At 69.6% G+C, this 19,224-nt stretch carries 19 protein-coding genes and 1 pseudogene; 17 read left to right on the top strand and 3 right to left on the bottom strand.

The genetic code is table 11. The features are described from left to right. The first annotated feature begins 73 nt into the window (after positions 1–73). From OG735_RS14160 to OG735_RS14145, 4 genes are read left to right on the top strand one after another with little or no spacing between them, the layout of a single operon-like run. Positions 74–1,102, top strand: coding sequence for a PhoH family protein (locus tag OG735_RS14160; protein WP_327323531.1), 1,029 nt, complete (start codon positions 74–76; stop codon positions 1,100–1,102). 12 nt (positions 1,103–1,114) lie between these two features. Further along, complete coding sequence (ybeY, locus tag OG735_RS14155) at positions 1,115–1,612, top strand: rRNA maturation RNase YbeY (protein ID WP_327323530.1); 498 nt, start codon at positions 1,115–1,117, stop codon at positions 1,610–1,612. Further along, positions 1,609–2,904 (top strand): hemolysin family protein, encoded by a 1,296-nt coding sequence (locus OG735_RS14150; RefSeq protein WP_327323529.1) that lies wholly within the window; start codon positions 1,609–1,611, stop codon positions 2,902–2,904. The genes ybeY and OG735_RS14150 overlap by 4 nt, the downstream gene beginning before the upstream one ends. Further along, entirely contained in the window at positions 2,901–3,254 is a 354-nt protein-coding gene (locus OG735_RS14145) for an MmcQ/YjbR family DNA-binding protein (RefSeq protein WP_327323528.1), read from the top strand. The genes OG735_RS14150 and OG735_RS14145 overlap by 4 nt, the downstream gene beginning before the upstream one ends. A 47-nt stretch (positions 3,255–3,301) precedes the next feature. Here OG735_RS14145 and OG735_RS14140 read toward each other — a convergent pair whose 3' ends face one another. Then, on the bottom strand, positions 3,302–4,717 hold the full coding sequence (locus OG735_RS14140; RefSeq protein ID WP_327323527.1) for an MFS transporter: 1,416 nt from the start codon (positions 4,715–4,717) through the stop codon (positions 3,302–3,304). Positions 4,718–4,822: 105 nt separating this feature from the next. Between OG735_RS14140 and OG735_RS14135 the strand changes: the two genes are divergently transcribed. The 10 genes and pseudogenes from OG735_RS14135 to OG735_RS14090 all read left to right on the top strand — a co-directional run bounded on the left by OG735_RS14135 (position 4,823) and on the right by OG735_RS14090 (position 12,387). Further along, positions 4,823–5,704 (top strand): helix-turn-helix transcriptional regulator, encoded by an 882-nt coding sequence (locus tag OG735_RS14135; RefSeq protein WP_327323526.1) that lies wholly within the window; start codon positions 4,823–4,825, stop codon positions 5,702–5,704. A gap of 92 nt (positions 5,705–5,796) precedes the next feature. Then, complete coding sequence (locus OG735_RS14130) at positions 5,797–6,531, top strand: hypothetical protein (RefSeq protein ID WP_327323525.1); 735 nt, start codon at positions 5,797–5,799, stop codon at positions 6,529–6,531. Positions 6,532–6,592: 61 nt separating this feature from the next. Further along, a complete protein-coding gene (locus OG735_RS14125) occupies positions 6,593–6,946 on the top strand; it encodes a cytidine deaminase (protein WP_327323524.1) in 354 nt (117 codons plus the stop codon). A 38-nt stretch (positions 6,947–6,984) separates the two neighbouring features. Further along, positions 6,985–7,353 carry a hypothetical protein gene (locus tag OG735_RS14120; protein WP_327323523.1) on the top strand — a complete coding sequence of 123 codons (369 nt, stop codon included), beginning with the start codon at positions 6,985–6,987 and terminating at the stop codon, positions 7,351–7,353. A gap of 274 nt (positions 7,354–7,627) precedes the next feature. Then, positions 7,628–8,977: a beta-xylosidase gene (locus OG735_RS14115; RefSeq protein ID WP_327323522.1), complete on the top strand. Its 1,350-nt coding sequence runs from the start codon at positions 7,628–7,630 to the stop codon at positions 8,975–8,977. A gap of 326 nt (positions 8,978–9,303) precedes the next feature. Beyond that, positions 9,304–10,263, top strand: a complete 960-nt coding sequence (locus OG735_RS14110) for a WxL protein peptidoglycan domain-containing protein (protein ID WP_327323521.1) — start codon at positions 9,304–9,306, stop codon at positions 10,261–10,263. A gap of 20 nt (positions 10,264–10,283) precedes the next feature. Then, positions 10,284–11,225: a GTPase Era gene (gene era / locus OG735_RS14105; RefSeq protein ID WP_442812426.1), complete on the top strand. Its 942-nt coding sequence runs from the start codon at positions 10,284–10,286 to the stop codon at positions 11,223–11,225. A 13-nt stretch (positions 11,226–11,238) separates the two neighbouring features. After that, a pseudogene (locus OG735_RS14100) lies at positions 11,239–11,427 on the top strand (hypothetical protein); the annotation flags it as partial. A gap of 37 nt (positions 11,428–11,464) precedes the next feature. Beyond that, positions 11,465–11,629, top strand: a complete 165-nt coding sequence (locus tag OG735_RS14095) for a hypothetical protein (protein WP_442812425.1) — start codon at positions 11,465–11,467, stop codon at positions 11,627–11,629. A 74-nt stretch (positions 11,630–11,703) separates the two neighbouring features. Then, entirely contained in the window at positions 11,704–12,387 is a 684-nt protein-coding gene (locus OG735_RS14090) for a TetR/AcrR family transcriptional regulator (RefSeq protein ID WP_327323520.1), read from the top strand. Here the strand turns inward: OG735_RS14090 and OG735_RS14085 are convergent. Together OG735_RS14085 and OG735_RS14080 are read right to left on the bottom strand one after the other, a co-directional pair. Further along, positions 12,371–12,637 carry a protealysin inhibitor emfourin gene (locus OG735_RS14085; RefSeq protein WP_327323519.1) on the bottom strand — a complete coding sequence of 89 codons (267 nt, stop codon included), beginning with the start codon at positions 12,635–12,637 and terminating at the stop codon, positions 12,371–12,373. The genes OG735_RS14090 and OG735_RS14085 overlap by 17 nt on opposite strands. Positions 12,638–12,662: 25 nt before the next feature. Continuing rightward, positions 12,663–13,730: a M4 family metallopeptidase gene (locus OG735_RS14080; protein WP_327323518.1), complete on the bottom strand. Its 1,068-nt coding sequence runs from the start codon at positions 13,728–13,730 to the stop codon at positions 12,663–12,665. A 327-nt stretch (positions 13,731–14,057) separates the two neighbouring features. Here OG735_RS14080 and leuA point away from each other — a divergent pair, with 327 nt between their 5' ends. From leuA to OG735_RS14065, 3 genes are all read left to right on the top strand, one after another. Further along, entirely contained in the window at positions 14,058–15,818 is a 1,761-nt protein-coding gene (leuA, locus tag OG735_RS14075; protein WP_327323517.1) for a 2-isopropylmalate synthase, read from the top strand. Positions 15,819–16,059: 241 nt separating this feature from the next. Beyond that, positions 16,060–16,719: a TerB family tellurite resistance protein gene (locus tag OG735_RS14070; protein WP_442812602.1), complete on the top strand. Its 660-nt coding sequence runs from the start codon at positions 16,060–16,062 to the stop codon at positions 16,717–16,719. Positions 16,720–16,959: 240 nt separating this feature from the next. After that, positions 16,960–19,047: an MMPL family transporter gene (locus OG735_RS14065; protein ID WP_327323515.1), complete on the top strand. Its 2,088-nt coding sequence runs from the start codon at positions 16,960–16,962 to the stop codon at positions 19,045–19,047. Positions 19,048–19,224 lie beyond the last annotated feature (177 nt).

The raw sequence follows: 19,224 nt of genomic DNA, 5'->3' as shown, positions 1-19,224 counted from the left end.
CTTGGTGTCCCAGAGGTTGTCGACCAGCGAGAACCCTGCAACGGGAGGTATGTGCAGGCCACAGAGCCGGCCCATGACTCAGACACCTACAGCCCAGACCCCTGCGCCGGGGCAGGCGCGAGCCCACTTCACCGTCCCCGCCAAGCATCCGATGGTGACGGTCCTGGGTTCGGGTGACGCCCTGCTGCGCGTGATCGAGAAGGCCTTCCCGGCGGCCGACATCCATGTCCGGGGCAATCAGGTGAGCGCGATCGGCGACGCGGCGGAAGTCGCTCTGATCCAGCGCCTGTTCGACGAGATGATGCTGGTGCTCCGCACCGGGCAGCCGATGACGGAGGACGCAGTGGAACGCTCGATCGCCATGCTCAGAGCAGGCGAAAGCGGCAACGGCGCGGTCGAGACCCCGGCCGAGGTGCTCACCCAGAACATCCTCTCCAGCCGCGGCCGGACCATCCGCCCCAAGACCCTCAACCAGAAGCGGTACGTCGACGCGATCGACAAGCACACGATCGTGTTCGGCATCGGCCCCGCCGGTACCGGCAAGACGTATCTCGCCATGGCCAAGGCGGTCCAGGCCCTGCAGTCCAAGCAGGTCAACCGCATCATCCTGACCCGTCCCGCGGTGGAGGCCGGCGAGCGCCTCGGCTTCCTGCCCGGCACGCTCTACGAGAAGATCGACCCGTATCTGCGGCCGCTGTACGACGCGCTGCACGACATGCTCGACCCCGACTCGATCCCGCGGCTGATGGCGGCGGGCACGATCGAGGTCGCGCCGCTGGCGTATATGCGCGGCCGGACGCTCAACGACGCGTTCATCATCCTCGACGAGGCGCAGAACACCAGCGCCGAGCAGATGAAGATGTTCCTGACCCGGCTCGGCTTCGACTCGAAGATCGTCATCACCGGCGACGTCACCCAGGTCGACCTGCCGAACGGCACGAAGAGCGGACTGCGCCAGGTCCAGCACATTCTGGAGGGCGTCGAGGACGTGCACTTCTCCCGGCTCACGAGCCAGGATGTCGTACGGCACAAGCTCGTCGGCCGTATCGTCGACGCGTACGAGAAGTACGACGGCCAAAACGGGCACCCGAACGGGAAGTAGTAACAGCGCACCATGTCGATCGACGTCAACAACGAATCCGGAACCGAGGTCGACGAGCAGGCGATCCTCGATGTCGCCCGCTACGCGCTCGCGCGGATGCGAATCCACCCGCTCTCCGAACTCTCGGTGATCGTCGTGGACGCCGACGCCATGGAGCAGTTGCACATCCAGTGGATGGACCTGCCCGGTCCGACGGATGTCATGTCCTTCCCGATGGACGAGCTGCGTCCGCCGGTCAAGGACGACGAGGAGCCCCCACAGGGGCTCCTCGGTGACATCGTGCTCTGTCCCGAAGTCGCCAAGAAGCAGGGCGAAGAGGCCCCGACACAGCACTCCATGGACGAGGAGCTCCAGCTCCTGACCGTCCATGGAGTGCTGCATCTGCTGGGCTACGACCACGAGGAGCCGGACGAGAAGGCCGAGATGTTCGGTCTGCAGGCCGCGATCATCGACGGCTGGCGGGCGGAGAAGGGCCACACCGGCCCGTCCCCGGCGCCGACCGTCTCATGACCGGTCAACTGATCTTCGGCGCGATTCTGCTGGTCGTCGTCGCCTGGCTGGCGGCGTGCGCGGAGGCGGGCCTGGCCCGCGTCTCCAGTTTCCGTGCGGCCGAAGCCGTACGTTCCGGACGGCGCGGCGCCGAGAAACTGGCGCAGGTCAGCGCCGACCCGACCCGATATCTCAATGTCGCCCTGCTGGTACGGGTGTCCTGCGAGATGGCGGCCGGGGTGCTCGTCACCTATGTCTGCCTGGAGGAGTTCAAGGAGACCTGGACGGCGCTGGTCGTCGCCATCGGAGTGATGGTGCTCGTCTCGTATGTCGCGGTGGGCGTCTCGCCGCGCACCATCGGCCGCCAGCACCCGCTGAACACCGCCACCGCGGCCGCGTACGTCCTGCTTCCGCTCGCCCGCATCATGGGCCCGATCCCGCAACTGCTGATCCTGCTCGGCAACGCGTTCACGCCCGGAAAAGGCTTCCGCAAGGGCCCGTTCGCGAGCGAGGCGGAGCTTCGGGCGATGGTCGACCTCGCCGAGCAGGAGTCGCTGATCGAGGACGACGAGCGCCGTATGGTGCACTCCGTCTTCGAGCTCGGCGACACCCTCGTACGCGAAGTGATGGTCCCCAGGACCGACCTGGTCTGCATCGAGCGGTACAAAACGATCCGGCAGGCGCTGACCCTGGCGCTGCGCTCCGGCTTCTCGCGCGTCCCCGTCACCGGGGAGAACGAGGACGACATCGTGGGCATCGTGTATCTGAAGGACCTGGTCCGCAAGACGCACATCAACCGCGACTCGGAGGCCGATCTGGTCTCCACGGCGATGCGGCCCGCCGTGTTCGTGCCCGACACCAAGAACGCCGGAGACCTGCTGCGCGAGATGCAGCAGAAGCGCAACCACGTTGCTGTCGTCATCGACGAGTACGGCGGCACGGCCGGCATCGTCACGATCGAGGACATCCTCGAGGAGATCGTCGGCGAGATCACCGACGAGTACGACCGTGAGCTGCCGCAGGTCGAGGAGTTGGGCCAGGGCCGCTTCCGGGTCACCGCCCGCCTCGACATCGACGATCTCGGCGAGCTGTACGGGCTCGACGAGTTCGACGACGAGGATGTGGAGACCGTCGGCGGACTGCTGGCGAAGGCCCTGGGACGGGTGCCGATCGCGGGCGCGTCCGCGGTGGTCGGCCTGCCGGACGGGCGTGCGCTGCGGCTGACCGCGGAGTCCCCGGCCGGCCGCCGGAACAGAATCGTCACCGTGCTGGCGGAGCCGGTGCCGGGGAAGCCCGAGGGGGATGCGGCATGAAGGCGCAGGAGTTGAGGGCGTTCTGCCTCGAATTCAACGCTGCGGTGGAGGAGTTCCCGTTCGGGCCCGAGACCTCGGTGTTCAAGGTTCTCGGCAAACTCTTCGCGCTCAGCGCGCTGGACGCCCGGCCGCTGAGGGTGAACCTCAAGTGTGAGCCGGAGATCGCGGTCCAGCTGCGTACCGACCATGCGGCGATCGCCCCCGGCTATCACATGAACAAGCGCCACTGGAACACGGTGACGGTCGGCGAGCTCCCGGACCGGATGGTCCGGGAGCTGATCGAGGACTCGTACGACCTCGTGGTGGCGGGACTCCCCAAGGCGGACCGCCTCCGCCTGGACCGCGCCTGACCTGCGCGGCCTTTCCTGAGCTGGGGCTCCGCCAGAGACCCCGCGCCTCAATCGCCGGAGGGGCTGCTATTCCGCTTCCGCAGGCCCAGCCCCACCAGGACCGCCGCCCCCACGACAACCGCCGCGTCCACCGCCAGCACCGTACGGACCCCGTCGAACAGCGAGCCCTGCGTCGTTGCCAGCACACCCAGCAGCGGGATGCCGATGGTGATCCCCACCTGCTGCGTCGTGGTGACCAGCCCCGTCGCCAGGCCCTGCTCCTCGTCCGGCACCCCGGACGTCACCGTCAGTCCGTACGAGATGATCGCGCCCAGATGGCAGACGCTGGCCAGCGAGACGGCGACGGTCGCCAGCAGAGCGCCCGATCCGGTGCCGATGCCGAGCAGCGCGGCGACGAACACGCCCTGGCCGAGCAGCGAGACGACCAGCGTGCGACGGGCACCGATGCGGCCGATGAGCTTGGGGGCATACGCGCCGGCGAAGGCCGACAGCACGCCCTGGACGCCGAAGACCAGACCGGTCCGGAAGGCGGAGAGCTCCAGCACCTCCTGGAGGTAGAGGGTGAGGACGAAGACGACCGTGCTCATCATCGAGAAGGTGACCAGACCGCCCAGATTCCCCCAGGCCACCGTCCGCCGCCGCAGCATCGGCAGCGAGACCAGCGGGGCGGGGGACCGGGACTCGACCACCACGAAGGCGACCAGCAGCGCGACCCCGGCGATCAGCGTCACCAGGACGTCGCCCCCGCCGAAGCCTCGCTCGGCCGCCGTGGACAGGGCGTAGATCACGGCGAGCAGCCCGCCGGTGACGGTGACCGCGCCGGGCACGTCAAGGCGCGGCCGCTCCGGGTGCCGGGACTCGGCCAGCAGACCGGGCGCCAGCAGAAGGACGAGCAGCGCGGCGACGGCCAGCAGGCCCATCGTGGAGCGCCAGCCCAGAGTGTCCGTCAGTACGCCGCCCAGCACCATGCCGATGGTGAAGCCCAGGGACAGCAGTGTGCCGCTGATGCCCAGCGCCCGGTCGCGCTGCGGGCCTTCCGGGAAGGTGGTGGTGAGCAGCGACATTCCGGTCGGCACGATGGCGGCCGCGCCCAGACCCTGCAGGGCCCGGCCGGCCAGGAAGGACGCCGGGTCCCAGGCGAAGGTCGCGAGCAGTGAGGCGGCGCCGAAGACGGCGAGACCGCTGAGGAACAACTTGCGCCGCCCGTACAGATCGGCGGTCCGGCCGAAGAGCAGCAGGAAGCCGCCGGAGGGCAGCGCGAAGGCGGTGACCGCCCACTGCAGCGCGGACTGGCTCATGCCCAGGTCCTTGCCGAGGACGGGCAGCGCCACATTCAGTACGGAGAAGTCGAGCGCGACCATGAACTGGGCGGCGCACAGGACGAGCAGGATCAGCTTGGCGCGGCCGGAGAGCTTCGGCGGCGCGGTCGCCGCGAGGGTGGGGGCGGAGGTGTCGATTGCCATGGGCAACACCCTCGGGCTCCAGGAATATCCGTGGGGAGCGGGAACTTATCCTGTTGGTCGCACCACCAGGCAGCCAGGCGGACGGACCAGGGGGAGTACGTGGCCATGACGGCCGAGCAGGATGGGATGAAGGCGCACCGCCTCGGCGAGCTGCGCGAGTTCCTGATGAGCAGGCGCGCCAGGGTCAGTCCGGCCGAGGCGGGCCTGCCGGACGGCGGGGCCCGCCGTCGTACGCCCGGACTTCGCCGTGAGGAGGTCGCGGTCCTCGCGGGCGTCGGTGTCTCCTGGTACCAGTGGCTGGAGCAGGGGCGGGACATCACCGTCTCGCCGCAGGTCCTCGACTCGGTGGGCCGGGTGCTGCGGCTGAGCAGCGTCGAGCGCCGCCATCTGTACGTACTGGCCGGGCTCAACCCGCCCGCGCCCGAGGTGGATCCGGGCGACGCCGACATGTGCGCCGGGCTGCGGCGGCTCATCGACGCGTGGATGCCCTTCCCCGCGCACATCATGGACGCGTACTGGAACACGGTCCTCTACAACGACGCGGCGGGGATGGTCCTCGGCATGCGCCCCGGGCTCGTTCAGAACTGTCTGATCGCCTTCTTCACCGACCCCATCTACCGCTCGCGTGCCAAGAGTTGGGAGCAGAACGCGCCCAATGTCGTCGCGCAGTTCCGGGCTGCCTGCTCCGAGCGCCCCGACGACGAGGGCTTCCAGTCGGTGGTCGAGGAGGCGAAGGCGGCCAGCGAGGATTTCGCCGAGCTGTGGGAGCGGCGCGATATCGCGCCCGGCGGGCAGGTCCGCAAGGAGATGGAACACCCCCTGGTCGGGGCACTGTTCGTGGAGTCGACCCAGCTGCGGGTGCCGGCCAGGCCGGATCTGGCGATCGTGATGCATACGCCGCTGCCGGAAGCGGATACGGCCGCGAAGCTGGAGTGGCTGGCGAGCCCGGAGGGCCGGCGCGGCTCGATGTATCCGGTGGCGGGCTGACCTCGGCGTATGTGTATCCTCTGCCCGTTACCGGGGAGGGGGGAAGCTCCCCATGAGCACTTTTGAGCCAGATTCAGGGGAGTACCACTTTCATGCGTACACGTATGCGCCGCGGCGTTGCCGCCGCTCTCACCGTCTCCGCGCTGTGCTTCACCGCGGCGGCCTGCGGCGGTTCGTCCGACGAGAAGAAGCCGGCCGCCGGCCAGGAGCAGTCCAAGGACAAGGCGAAGGGCGAGGACAAGGAGGCGCCGGCGCTCACGCCGCTGACCGCCGCGCAGATGAAGGCCGCGACCCTTGAGGTCAAGGACCTTCCCGCCGGCTGGAAGGCCGGCAAGGTCGCCGCCGACAACACCCCGGCCCCGAAGGCCGACAAGCCCGAGTGCCAGCCGCTCGCCGACATGATGGGCGCCAAGATCAAGGACGCCACCAAGGGCGGAGACGTCGACTTCAAGCAGGCAGACGGCAAGACCGAGCTGAGCCAGCAGGTCTTCACGTTCGCCGGCGCGGGCGCCGCCGACTTCACCAAGGCCATCGGCACGGCGCTCGGCAGCTGTTCCACCGTCTCCTTCGAGATGGAGGGCGAGAAGACCGCCGTCAAGATCGAGAAGCTGGACGTTCCGAAGGTCGGCGAGGCATCGCACGCCTTCCAGATGTCCATTGAGTTCGCGCCCGGCATCGTGATCAAGGCCGATCTGCTGGTCGCGCACCAGGGCACCGGTGCCACCCGCGTCGCGTACATGAACGAGGGCGGCGCCACGGCGCAGAAGGACTTCGCGGATCTGGTCAAGCGGGTCGGCGACAAGTTCGTCAAGGGCGTCCAGGGCTGAGCCCCTGCCACTCCGACCGGCCGCCCGGCTCCGTGCCGGGCGGCCGATCTATGCTCGCGATATGACGCAGAGCACCGACCTCGCCCCCGAGGACCGCAAGATCATCACGCTGGCGCGCAGCGCCCGGGCCCGCAACGGTGTGCCCGAGGGTGCTGCCGTACGGGACGAGACCGGGCGTACGTATGTGGCCGGGACCGTGGCGCTGGAGTCGCTGAAGCTCAGCGCGCTGCAGACCGCCGTCGCCATGGCCGTCGCCAGCGGCGCGAGGTCCCTCGAGGCCGCGGCCGTCGTCTCCGAGGCGGACGCCGCCTCCGACGCGGACCGCGCCGCGGTACGTGACCTGGGTGGGCCGGAGACCCCGGTGCTGCTCGCCGGCCCCGACGGAGCGCTCAAGTCCGCGGTGGCGGCGGGCTGATGCGCCGAGGTGCTCCGAAGGGAGCACGGCGTCGGCGGGTGTTCGGCTGGGTCGCCCTGGCGGGTGCCGGCACCGTCGGGGCCGGCAGCCTCGTCGAGGCAGCCATGACGGGCGATGTGGACGCGATGGACGTCTGGCCCTTCGTGGTGGTCGGCTTCGCCGCGGGTGAGTTGCTGAAGGGCTACGGACGCGAGCACGCGGCGCGGACCGCGCAGGCGGTCGCGAGCGTGCTGCTGGCGGCGGTCTCGCTGTGGCTGGGCGGAGCCGCGGCAGAGGATCTGGCGCTCGGCCGCGGGGCCGACTGGCTGGATCTGGCGACCGGAGTACTCGGCATGCTGTACGTGGCTGTGGGAGCCGCGATTCTCGCCGACCGGTTCCGCAGGCGCCGGGCCAACAGGGCGGTCTGAAGCCGTCGGGCCGCTCACGGGCCGCATTCCCCGGAGCTTCCCGGACGGGAGTACCGGACGGGAGTACCGGAAGGGGAAGCCGGACGGTGTGACAGCACCGGTGTGACAGAAATCGGCGTCACCTTTTCCGGTGGCGCTGATTCCCCTTCCGGCCTGCGCAAACGCGGATCTTGACAGTACCTGATGGGTCATCAGACAGCGCATTTCGATTCCATTGACTTCTTTCGGCCGTCCCCTGTCAATGGCCCCCAGCATTCCTCAGAAGGGGGCAATCATGGCTACAGCCACCCGAAGATCCGCCATCCGAAGATCCATTGGCCGCAGGCGACGGTGGACCGCCGCACTGGGGTCCCTCGCCCTGGTCGCGGGCGCGGCATCGCTCGCCGCGCCCGCGATGGCCGCCGCTTCCGCACCGGTGGACTTCGCGACCCACTGCGTACCGCCGCCCATCGCCGGCATCCCGCCCATCGACGGCACCACGACCGCCGAGATCACCGTCGACAACGCCGCCCCCAAGGTGGGCGACACAGTCACGGTCACCTACACGGTCACCAAGCCGGCCGCCAGCAACCCGGTCGACCTCGCCCTTCCGGCCGACATCATGACTCCCAGCGGCAAGGTCACCCTCGGCGGCGCCCAGGCCGGCAGCGTCACGGTCACCGGACCCAAGAAGAACCCGCCCGTCCCCGGCAAGGGAGCGTTCCCGCCGTTCTCGATGACCGGCACCTTCAAGGTCACCGCGCCCGGCTCGATCACCCTCTCGCCCGGCGACTACAACATCCACACCAGCTACATCATGGAGCTGGACACCCCGTGTACGGTCACCAATCCGCCCGCGCCCGTCTCCCAGACGGTCGTCGCGACGGACGTTCCCGGCGCCAACGAGCGCACCATCCAGCTCGCCACGGCCTCCGGCAAACCCGGTGACCAGGTCACCGTCACCGGCGCCAAGTTCACTCCGCTCGCCGACATCACCGTCGTCGGACGGGCCGGAGCGGCCGAGACAGCCGACAGAATGACCCTCAAGGCCGACGCCACAGGCGGCTTCACCGCGCGGCTCAAGGCCAACGACAAGGCGACGACCGGCATCGTCGCGTACGAAGGCAGTGCCTGGTCGGCGGAGAAGGGCGCGGGCCCGGCGGCGTACACCGTCGTCGACGACACGCCTCTGCCCAGCAACAGCCAGAAGCTCAACACCTCGGTCGCCGCAGGCACTTTGTCCATGTCCCAGGCCGGTGACACCGTCCAGATGTCGGCGGTCGACTTCGGCAAGGGCGGGGCAGCCACCGGCGATCTGAAGAAGGTGACGGTCAAGGACTTCCGCGGCGGCCCCGCGGGGTGGTCCCTGACCGGCAAGGTCACCGACTTCACCGGGCCCGGCGGGAAGATCGACGCCGGCAGACTCGGCTGGACGCCGGCCTGCACCACCAAGCAGGGCAGTCCCAGCACCTGCGCGGCCGGCTCCGCGGGACCGGTCGGCAGCGCGGGCGCGACCCTCGCCTCCACGCCCAACGGGGCGCTCACCGGAGGTGAGTTCACCGTGGACGCGAAGGTCTCACTGGACGTACCGGCGTACACCGCCCCCGGCGCGTACTCCGCAGTGCTGACCCTCACGCTCACCTGAGTGGTGCCGGCGAGTGAGCCGAAAGGGCGCGTACTCCGTAGTGCTGACCCAAGCGGCCCCGGCGAGTGAGCCAAAGGGGCGCGCGGGCGTCGAAAGGGAGAACGCGCGGAGGTCCCGAGGAACGAGGGATCGAGCACGATCGACCGTCGACACACGCTGAAGGCGCCCCGGAGGCGAACCGAGCCTCAAATGGGAACGGTCGACACACGCTGAAGGCGCCCCGGAGGCGAACCGAGCCACAAAAAGAATACGGACGGGCCGGGCGCGCACCCGGTCGGCCCGCTCGAACTTCCCCGGCACCGCTACGTCCCTGGGGGGCTCCGCACATGCGCAAGCTGTACGTCATCCTGCTGCCCGTCCTGGTCGCGCTGCTGTACGGCGGGTATGGCATCCCGGTCGCCCATGCCGCCGACAACGGCAACTGGTCCGTCTACCCCACCTCCTCCGAACTGGGCCGGCGCCCGTACTTCTATCTCTCGGCCGACCCCGGCACGACCCTCACCGACGAGGTCACGGTCACCAACAAGACCGCCGCCCCACTGACGTTCCGGCTGTACGCCGCCGACGCGTACAACACCGAACGGGACGGTGGCTTCGCCGTACGCACCCAGAAGGAGAAGCAGCGCGGTATCGGCGCCTGGGCCGAGCCCGAGCGCGAGCGCGTCACCGTCCCGGCGAACAGTTCGGTCACCGTGCCGTACACCGTGAACCTCCCCGAGGACGCCGAACCCGGTGACCACCCCGGCGCCCTGGTTGCCCTCGACGAGCGCATCAACTCCTCGAAGGGCTCGCTCGCCGTCGGCATCCAGCAGGCGGTCGGCGCGCGCATCTATCTGCGCGTGAACGGCCCCACCGTCCCCGCGCTCTCCATCGAGAACGTCACCCTCAGCCACGAGCAGCCCCTGGTGCCCGGCACCGGCGAGAGCAGTGCGCTCATCTCGTACACCCTCTACAACCGCGGCAATGTCACGCTCAACCCCAAGGTCGCCCTCAAGGCGGAGGGCCTCTTCCGCCGCGATCTCCTCAACCGCGATCTGAAGAAGATCCCCGCCGAGCTGCTGCCGCGCCAGAAGATCCGCCTCACCGAACGCTGGGCGGGAGCACCCCAGCTCGAATGGGGCGAGGTCAGACTCACAGCCACCGCACGGGACGTCCGCGAGTCGGCCGGAACCTCCTTCTTCGCGCTGCCCTGGCTGGTCGCGGTGGTGCTGGCGGCGGGCCTGTCGGCGGCCGGGGTGTGGGCCAGAGTACGGCGGGTGAGGGCGCGCGTACCCGAGGGCTCGTGACATCAGGGACAATGGGCGCCATGAGCGCTCGTACCCAAGAGAACAACGCCCCCCACCGGGCCGGCTTCGCCTGCTTCGTCGGCCGCCCCAACGCGGGCAAGTCCACCCTCACGAACGCTCTGGTAGGCCAGAAGGTGGCGATCACCTCCAACCGGCCGCAGACGACCAGGCACACCGTCCGCGGCATCGTGCACCGCCCCGAGGCCCAGCTGATCCTGGTCGACACCCCGGGCCTGCACAAGCCGCGCACGCTGCTCGGCGAGCGTCTCAACGACGTCGTACGCACCACCTGGGCCGAGGTCGACGTGATCGGGTTCTGCCTGCCCGCCGACCAGAAGCTCGGCCCCGGCGACCGCTTCATCGCCAAGGAGCTCGCGGGCATCAAGAAGACCCCGAAGGTCGCGATCGTCACCAAGACCGACCTGGTCGACTCCAAGACCCTCGCCGAGCAGCTGATCGCGATCGACCGGCTCGGCAAGGAGCTGGGCATGGAGTGGGCGGAGATCGTCCCGGTCTCGGCGGTCGGCGGCAAGCAGGTCCAGCTGGTGGCCGACCTGCTGATCCCGCTGCTCCCGGAGGGCCCGATGCTCTACCCGGAGGGCGACCTCACGGACGAGCCCGAGCAGGTCATGGTCGCGGAACTGATCCGCGAGGCCGCGCTGGAGGGTGTACGGGACGAGCTGCCGCACTCGATCGCGGTGGTGGTGGAGGAGATGCTGCCGCGCGAGGACCGCCCGGCGGACAAGCCGCTGCTGGACATCCACGCGAACCTCTACATCGAGCGCCCGAGCCAGAAGGGCATCATCATCGGCCCGAAGGGCAAGCGCCTGAAGGAGGTCGGCACGAAGTCGCGCAAGCACATCGAGGCGCTCCTGGGTACGCCAGTCTTCCTGGACCTGCATGTGAAGGTGGCGAAGGACTGGCAGCGGGATCCGAAGCAGCTGCGGAAGCTGGGTTTCTGACCGTCGGGTCACTGTCCTGGGGCTGCGGATGGGGCGGGTGTCTGGGGTCGGCCGGGTGGAGTTGCGCGGGCAGATCGTGGTGCTGCTGGGGACGCCTGCCCCGCGGCGGCAGCCGCATATTGGATACAGCCTGGACCTGCATGTGAAGGGGGCGAAGGACTGGCAGCGGGATCCGAAGCAGCTGCGGAAGCTGGGTTTCTGACCGTCGGGTCACTGTCCTGGGGCTGCGGATGGGGCGGGTGTCTGGGGTCGGCCGGGTGGAGTTGCGCGGGCAGATCGTGGTGCTGCTGGGGACGCCTGCCCCGCGGCGGCAGCCGCATATTGGATACAGCCTGGACCTGCATGTGAAGGGGGCGAAGGACTGGCAGCGGGATCCGAAGCAGCTGCGGAAGCTGGGTTTCTGACCGTCGGCTCGCCGTCCCGGGGCGCCGGCTTCGTATGACACCCGTTATGTCCATAACGGCGTTACGCTGCTGCTGTGTCGCCCCAGGATTCCGTTCGCCGTCGGCTTCTCGACGAGGCCGCCCGCGTCCTCGCCGACGAGGGACCCGCTGCCCTCAGTGCCCGTCGCCTGGTGAGGGCGGTCGGCGCTTCGACCATGGCGGTCTACACCCACTTCGGCTCGATGCCGGCACTCGTCCGCGAGGTGATACGCGAGGGGTTCGAGCGCTTCATGGCGCGTACCGACCTCGTGCGGCCCACCGACGACCCGGTCGCAGATCTGTATGCTGTCTGCCGCGTCTACCAGGAGTTCGCCCGCGCCGAACCGAATGTGTACGCCGTCATGTTCGGTGGATCCCAGCTGGCCGGCTTCGAACTCGCCGACGAGGACCGGGAGATGGGCACCTTCATGCTCCGCGTCCCGCACGGTGTCATCCGCCGCTGCACCGCCGTGGGCCGCTTCCGGGACGGCGACGCCTCACTGCGCGCCTGGCAGCTGTGGTGCCAGATGCACGGCCTCGCCCAGCTGGAGCGGGCGGGCTACTTCACTGGCCCGCGCACCCCGGACGAGACCCTGCTGGCTCTCGTCCGGGACTTCGCGATCGGCCAGGGCGACCGTGTGGAAGCAGCCTCGGCATCCGCGGCCGCCTCCACGTCCCCCGCCGCGCCCGCCGCCACGTCAGCCGCACCCGCCTCCGCCCCGGTCACGAACCTTCCTTGAGGACCAGCGAGATCAGCTGCCGCTGCGCGTCGGACAGCCGGGGGTCCGCGCAGTAGACGCTGCGCCCGTCCACCGTGATCCGGTAGCTGAACCCGTCCGGCACTCCGTCCGGCGGCGTGCCCCGGCCGCCGGCCATCGCCTGCTCGGCCAGGGCATGCCAGGTGCCCGCATCGGTCCGCCCTGAGGTGTCCACCTCCGCGAACCGCTCGATACCGGCGAAGCCACCCGTGCGTCTTACCTGGATACGCATGGGTCCTGTCTAGTACGCGAACGGCTCAGTTGGTACCCACCCCGACCTGGGACCACGCCTTCAGCAGCGCCTCCTGCTCCTCACCCTCGCCGAAGCGCGAGCGGGCCGCGGCCACCGTGAGGCGGGCGAACTCGGTGAACTGCGCGGTCGTGGAGAGTTCGCCGCCGGTCAGGACGTCGTACCAGATCTGGCCCGCCCGCTCCCACGCATTGCCGCCCAGCGCGGTGGCGACCAGGTAGAAGGCGTGGTTCGGGATCCCCGAGTTGATGTGCACGCCGCCGTTGTCGCGACCGGTTTTGACGTAGTCCTCCATCGTCGCCGGCTGCGGGTCCTTGCCGAGGACGTCGTCGTCGTACGCCGTCCCCGGCTCCTTCATCGAGCGCAGCGCGACGCCCGTGACATTGGGGCCCAGCAGGCCCGCGCCGATCAGCCAGTCGGCCTGGTCGGCGCTCTGGCCGAGGGCGTACTGCTTGATGAGCGAGCCGAAGACGTCCGACATGGACTCGTTCAGCGCGCCGGACTGGCTGAAGTACTCCAGATTCGCCGTGTACTGCGTGACACCGTGGGTGAGCTCGTGTCCGATCACGTCCACGGGCAGCGTGAAGTCCAGGAACAGATCGCTGTCCCCGTCGCCGAAGACCATCCGCTCGCCGTCCCAGAAGGCGTTGTCGTAGTTCTCGCCGTAGTGGACGGTCGCGTTCAGCGGCAGGCCGGAGCCGTCGATGGAGTGGCGGCCGTACGCCTTGAGATACAGGTCGAACGTGGCGCCGAGGCCCGCGTGGGCGCGGTTCACCGTGGCGTCCTTGGCGGGCTTGTCGTTCTCGGAGTGCACCTTCTTGCCCGGCACGATCTCCTCGTGCTTGGCGTCGTAGATCGTGCGATGGGGCTTGTCCGACACGGCTCCGGCCGTGCTCGGAGCGAGACCGCGGACGGTGGTGATCCGGCGGCGGGTGCGCTGGAGGGCGTCGTGCTCAAGGGTGCGGGCGGCGGGCTCGGCGATCGTGGGGTCCTCGGCGCGGGCCATTTTGTCGAGGACATGGGGCGGCACGATGGTGCAGAAGACCGGGTTGACCCGGCGGGCGTTGGCGTCCATGCGGGGGACTGTGGCACTGAGTCATCGTGCTGTCACTAGTTGCCACCATGATTAGTGAAATGGAGTGATACGGGGTCTGAGGGCTGCCTCATTGTGATACGGCACTGTTTGGCCGTAACCGGAATAGTGTCCCGCATACTGATACGGCACCTCCGTCCTCCGCGATGCTCGGCTAGGCTGCTTCCCATCATGCGTTTCGGGCTGCTTCTTCTTAGCTGCCGCGGCGAGGGCCTGTAGTCGTAGGCCGACCCCCTCCCCGCGGGATCTGATGCTGCTTCGACTCAGTCGGCCGTCCTACTTGCTGGACCCCCCGAGGAGCCCTACGCAATGTCTGACACTTCCGTCGGTCGCCCCACGCCCGTCACCACCGCGACCCACACGCAGAAGCCGTCCGGGATGCCGATCCACAAGTATGGCAAGTACGAGGCCGTGGACATCCCCGACCGCACCTGGCCGAACAACCGGATCACCGCCGCGCCCCGCTGGCTGTCCACCGATCTGCGCGACGGCAACCAGGCCCTGATCGACCCGATGTCGCCCGCCCGCAAGCGCGAGATGTTCGACCTGCTGGTACGCATGGGCTACAAGGAGATCGAGGTCGGCTTCCCGTCCTCCGGCGAGACCGACTTCAACTTCGTACGCTCCATCATCGAAGAGGGTGCGATCCCCGAGGACGTGACGATCTCCGTGCTGACCCAGGCGCGCGAGGACCTGATCGAGCGCACCGTCGAGTCCATCGTCGGAGCCCACCGCGCGACGGTGCACCTGTACAACGCGACGGCGCCCACTTTCCGCCGGGTCGTCTTCCGCGGCTCGAAGGACGACATCAAGCAGATCGCCGTGGACGGTACGCGGCTGGTGATGGAGTACGCCGAGAAGATCCTGGGCCCGGAGACGATCTTCGGCTACCAGTACAGCCCGGAGATCTTCACCGACACCGAGCTGGACTTCGCGCTGGAGGTCTGCGAGGCCGTCTGTGACGTCTGGCAGCCCGAGGCCGGCCGGGAGATCATCCTCAACCTGCCTGCCACGGTGGAGCGCTCGACCCCGTCCACGCACGCCGACCGCTTCGAGTGGATGTCGCGCAATCTGACCCGACGCGAGTACGTGTGTCTGTCCGTGCACCCGCACAACGACCGCGGCACCGCCGTCGCCGCCGCCGAGCTGGCGATCATGGCCGGTGCGGACCGTATCGAGGGCTGCCTGTTCGGCCAGGGCGAGCGCACCGGCAATGTCGACCTGGTGACGCTGGGTATGAACCTGTTCAGCCAGGGCGTCGACCCGCAGATCGACTTCTCGCAGATCGACGAGATCCGTCGGACGAGCGAGTACTGCAACCAGATGGAGATCCACCCGCGCCACCCCTACGCGGGCGATCTGGTCTACACCGCCTTCTCCGGCTCCCACCAGGACGCCATCAAGAAGGGCTTCGACGCCATGGAGGCCGACGCGGCCGCCCAGGGCAGGACCGTCGACGAGATCGAGTGGGCCGTCCCGTACCTGCCGATCGACCCGAAAGACGTCGGCCGCTCCTACGAGGCGGTCATCCGGGTCAACTCGCAGTCCGGCAAGGGCGGTATCGCATACGTCCTGAAGAACGACCACAAGCTGGACCTGCCGCGCCGGATGCAGATCGAGTTCTCGAAGATCATCCAGGCTAAGACGGACAGTGAGGGCGGCGAGGTCACGCCGACGGCGATCTGGTCGGTCTTCCAGGACGAGTACCTGCCCAACCCGGACAACGCGTGGGGACGTATCCAGCTGCGTTCCGGCCAGACCACCACCGACAAGGACGGCATCGACACGCTGACCGTCGAGGCGGTCGTGGACGGCGCCGAGACAGTGCTGACCGGCTCCGGCAACGGTCCGATCTCGGCGTTCTTCGAGGCACTGAACGCAGTGGGCGTCGACGCGCGGCTGCTGGACTACCAGGAGCACACGATGAGCGAGGGCGCGTCCGCGCAGGCCGCCTCCTACATCGAGTGCGCGATCGACGGCAAGGTGCTGTGGGGCATCGGCATCGACGCCAACACCACCCGTGCTTCGCTGAAGGCGGTCGTCTCGGCCGTCAACCGCGCGGCCCGCTAGTCCGCTTCACCGGGCATCTTCACCGCGCCCCCGGCCGCTCCCTCGGGAGCGGCCGGGGGCGCGGTCATGCCGCCGTGGGGGCGGGGCCGCAGGGCGAGGAATCGGCCATGTCCTGGCGGACTGCCTCCCGGGTGCTGACGTGGCATCACAGATGTGGCTAACATCACGTCAACGCGGCAATGTTGCCGGAGCATTACGGAGGTGCGACGTGCAGCCAGCCCGAGGACCAATCGGCCGAAAAATGCTGGTCTGCGGCGTTCATACCTCTTGGAACACTGTCGGCGACGGAGAGTTCTTCTGCTCCGACTGCGGAGGCGACCGCAACTACCGCCGCCGCACCGGCCGCCGGCGCTTCACCTTCCTCGGTGTGCCGCTGCTGCCGCGCGGCGCGGCCGGTCCGGTCGTCGAATGCGCGGCCTGCCACAGCCACTTCGGCATGGACGCCCTCGACCACCCCACCACCAGCCGTTTCTCCGCGATGCTGCGGGACGCCGTGCACACCGTCGCGCTCGCCGTCCTCGCCTCCGGTGGCACCTCCTCCCGTCCGGTCCGGGAGACCGCGGTCGCCACGGTCCGCGCGGCCGGCCTCGACGACTGCACGGAAGACCAGCTGACGGCCCTGATCGAGGCGCTCGCCGCGGACACCGGCCGTTTCGTCACCGACAGCGGGCCGTACGGAGCCGCGCTCGCCATCGAGCTGCATGAGGCGCTGGAGCCGCTCGCGCCGCATCTGGCCCCGGCGGGCCGGGAGTCGATCCTGCTGCAGGGCGCGAGAATCGCCCTCGCGGACGGTCCGTACACCCCGGCGGAGCGTGAGGTGCTGACGACGGTCGGCGCGGCGCTGCAACTGCGCGCGGACGACACGGCGCGGCTGCTGGCGGCGGCGCGGACGCCTTTCTAGTTCGCCTGATTCGTGGGCCCGGCCCCGGCCCCTGCGCCCGGCTGATGCTCCCGGCCCCTCATCCGGCCCCTCATCCGGCCCGTACTCCTGGCCCGTACTCCCGCGGGAGTAAAACCGGGCCGAGGCCACCCTGCGCAGTAGCCCCCATCTCGCCCGCCCGCGCGAGGATTCGCGCACTTCCCGGCGGGAGTCTGGTCACGGAGTCCGACACCGGACGCCAGTGACGAAGGGGAGACATCCATGGGGCCCGTGAACAGACGTCGTCGTGCCGTGCCGTGGGCGGTGCTGGCGTTCTGGATCGCCGTCATCGCGCTCGCCGGCCCGTTCGCGGGCAAGCTGGGCGACGTACAGCGCGACAACGTCGTGGACTATCTGCCGGCGGACGCGGACTCCACCCAGGTCGCGAAGATCCAGCAGAAGCTGCCCGGCGGCGAGTCCACCGAGCTCGTCCTCGTGTACCACCGGGACGGCGGGCTGACGGCCGCCGACCGTGCCACGGCGGACCGGCAGGTCGCCGAGATCGCCTCCACCCATCAACTCACCGGCGGGCAGCGGCCCGTCGGCGTCCCGTCCAAGGACGGCACGACGCTGATGTTCCCGGTGTCGACCACCGGGCCCGGTGACGACGAGGAGGCGCGTACCGCCTTCGTCGAAGACGTACGGGAGGCCGTGGGCGGCGCCGACGGGCTGAGCGTCGACGTCGGCGGGCCCAGTGCCCTGCAGACCGACATGACCAAGGTCTTCGACTCCATCGACGGCACGCTGATGATCGCGACCGTGCTCGTCGTCGCGGTCCTGCTGATCCTCACCTACCGCAGCCCGTTCCTGTGGCTGGTCCCGCTGCTCGTCGTCGGCGTCGCCGCGCTCACCACCAGGGCCGTGATCTACGGCCTCGTCCAGGGCTTCGGCCTGACGGTCACCAGCCAGAGCGCCGGGATCATGACCGTCCTCGTCTTCGGCGCGGGCACCGACTACGCGCTGTTGCTCGTCGCCCGGTACCGCGAGGAGCTGCGCCGCGCCGCGCAGCCGTACGACGCGATGCGCGCCGCTCTGCGCGGCTGCGGGCCCGCCGTCCTCGCCTCGTCCGGGACCGTCGCCGCCGGACTGCTGTGCCTGCTGGCCGCCGACCTCAACAGCGCGCGCGGGCTCGGTCCGGTCGGCGCGGTGGGCGTGGTGTGTGCGCTGGCGGCGATGCTGACACTGCTTCCGGCGGTACTTGTGCTGCTCGGCCGCCAGGTGTTCTGGCCGCTGGTGCCGGCGTACGGGAGCGAGCCGAAGCAGCGCCGCTCGCTCTTCGCCGCGATGGGCAGCTCGGCGGGGCGCAGGCCGGTCGCCGTGCTTGCCTCAGGGGCGGTGCTGCTCGGGGCGCTGGCACTCGGCGCGTTCGGTCTGCCGGGCACGCTCAAGCAGGAGGACAGCTTCACCGACCGACCCGAGTCGGTGTCCGCGATGCGGACGCTGGCGGACGCGTATCCGGACCGCAGCAGCCAGCCGATCAGCGTGATCGCACCCACGTCCGGCGCGGACGAGGCGCTGGCGAAGGCCCGTACGACGGAGGGCGTTGCCGCCGTGACACGGGGGCGCGGCGCGGACGGCTGGACCGAGCTCGCCGTCTTCGCGACGGACGCACCGGAGACGGCCGGCGAGACCGCGACGATCAAGGCGCTGCGCGCGGGCCTGGACGGTTCGTACGTCGGCGGTCCGAGCGCCCAGCAACTCGACCTGGACGACACCAACGCGCGGGACCGGCTGATCGTCATTCCTCTGGTCCTCGCCGCCGTCCTGCTGATCCTCATCGCCCTGCTGCGCAGCATCGTCGCTCCGCTGATCCTCGTGGTCGCGGTGGTCGCGGTGTGGGGCGCGGCGACGGGCCTGGGCGGGCTGGTCTTCGGACCGGTCTTCGGCTTCTCGGGCGTCGACCCCGGGCTGCCACTGCTGTCCTTCGTGTTCCTGGTGGCGCTCGGTGTCGACTACGGCATCTTCCTGATGCACCGGATGCGTGAGGAGTCCCTCTCCGGCGCGGAACCGGCGGCCGCGGCACTGACGGCGCTGCGCACGACGGGCGGCGTCATCGCCTCGGCGGGCATCGTGCTGGCGGCGACGTTCTCGGTGCTGATGAACCTGCCGCTGGTGGCGATGGTCGAGATGGGCTTCGTGGTCGCGGTCGGCGTCCTGCTGGACACGTTCCTGGTCCGCACGTACTTGGTGACGTCGGCGAGCCTGCTACTGGGGCGGGCGGTCTGGTGGCCGGGCCGGCTGTCGCGCCGACGCCTCGCCCTTGCGACGCCGGACGCCTCACGCCCCCGAGAACCGGCGGCCCGGGCCTGAGCGGTAAGTGCGGCCGCGGCGCGGGTCGCCCGCGGTGGGGGCTTCGCCCCGGCCCCGTACGCGACTTTCGTCCGCGTGTCCTCAATCGCCGGACGAGCTTGAAGGTTCTGCCCGTCCGGCGGAAATTCAGGCCACACCGGCGATTGAGGCGCGGGGTCCGGGGCGGAGCCCCCAGCA

Origin of the sequence: Streptomyces sp. NBC_01210 (genome assembly GCF_036010325.1) — a bacterium.
GTDB lineage: Bacteria > Actinomycetota > Actinomycetes > Streptomycetales > Streptomycetaceae > Streptomyces.
Note: the sequence above shows the minus strand (reverse complement) of the source record. Positions and strands in the feature narration are given on the sequence as shown.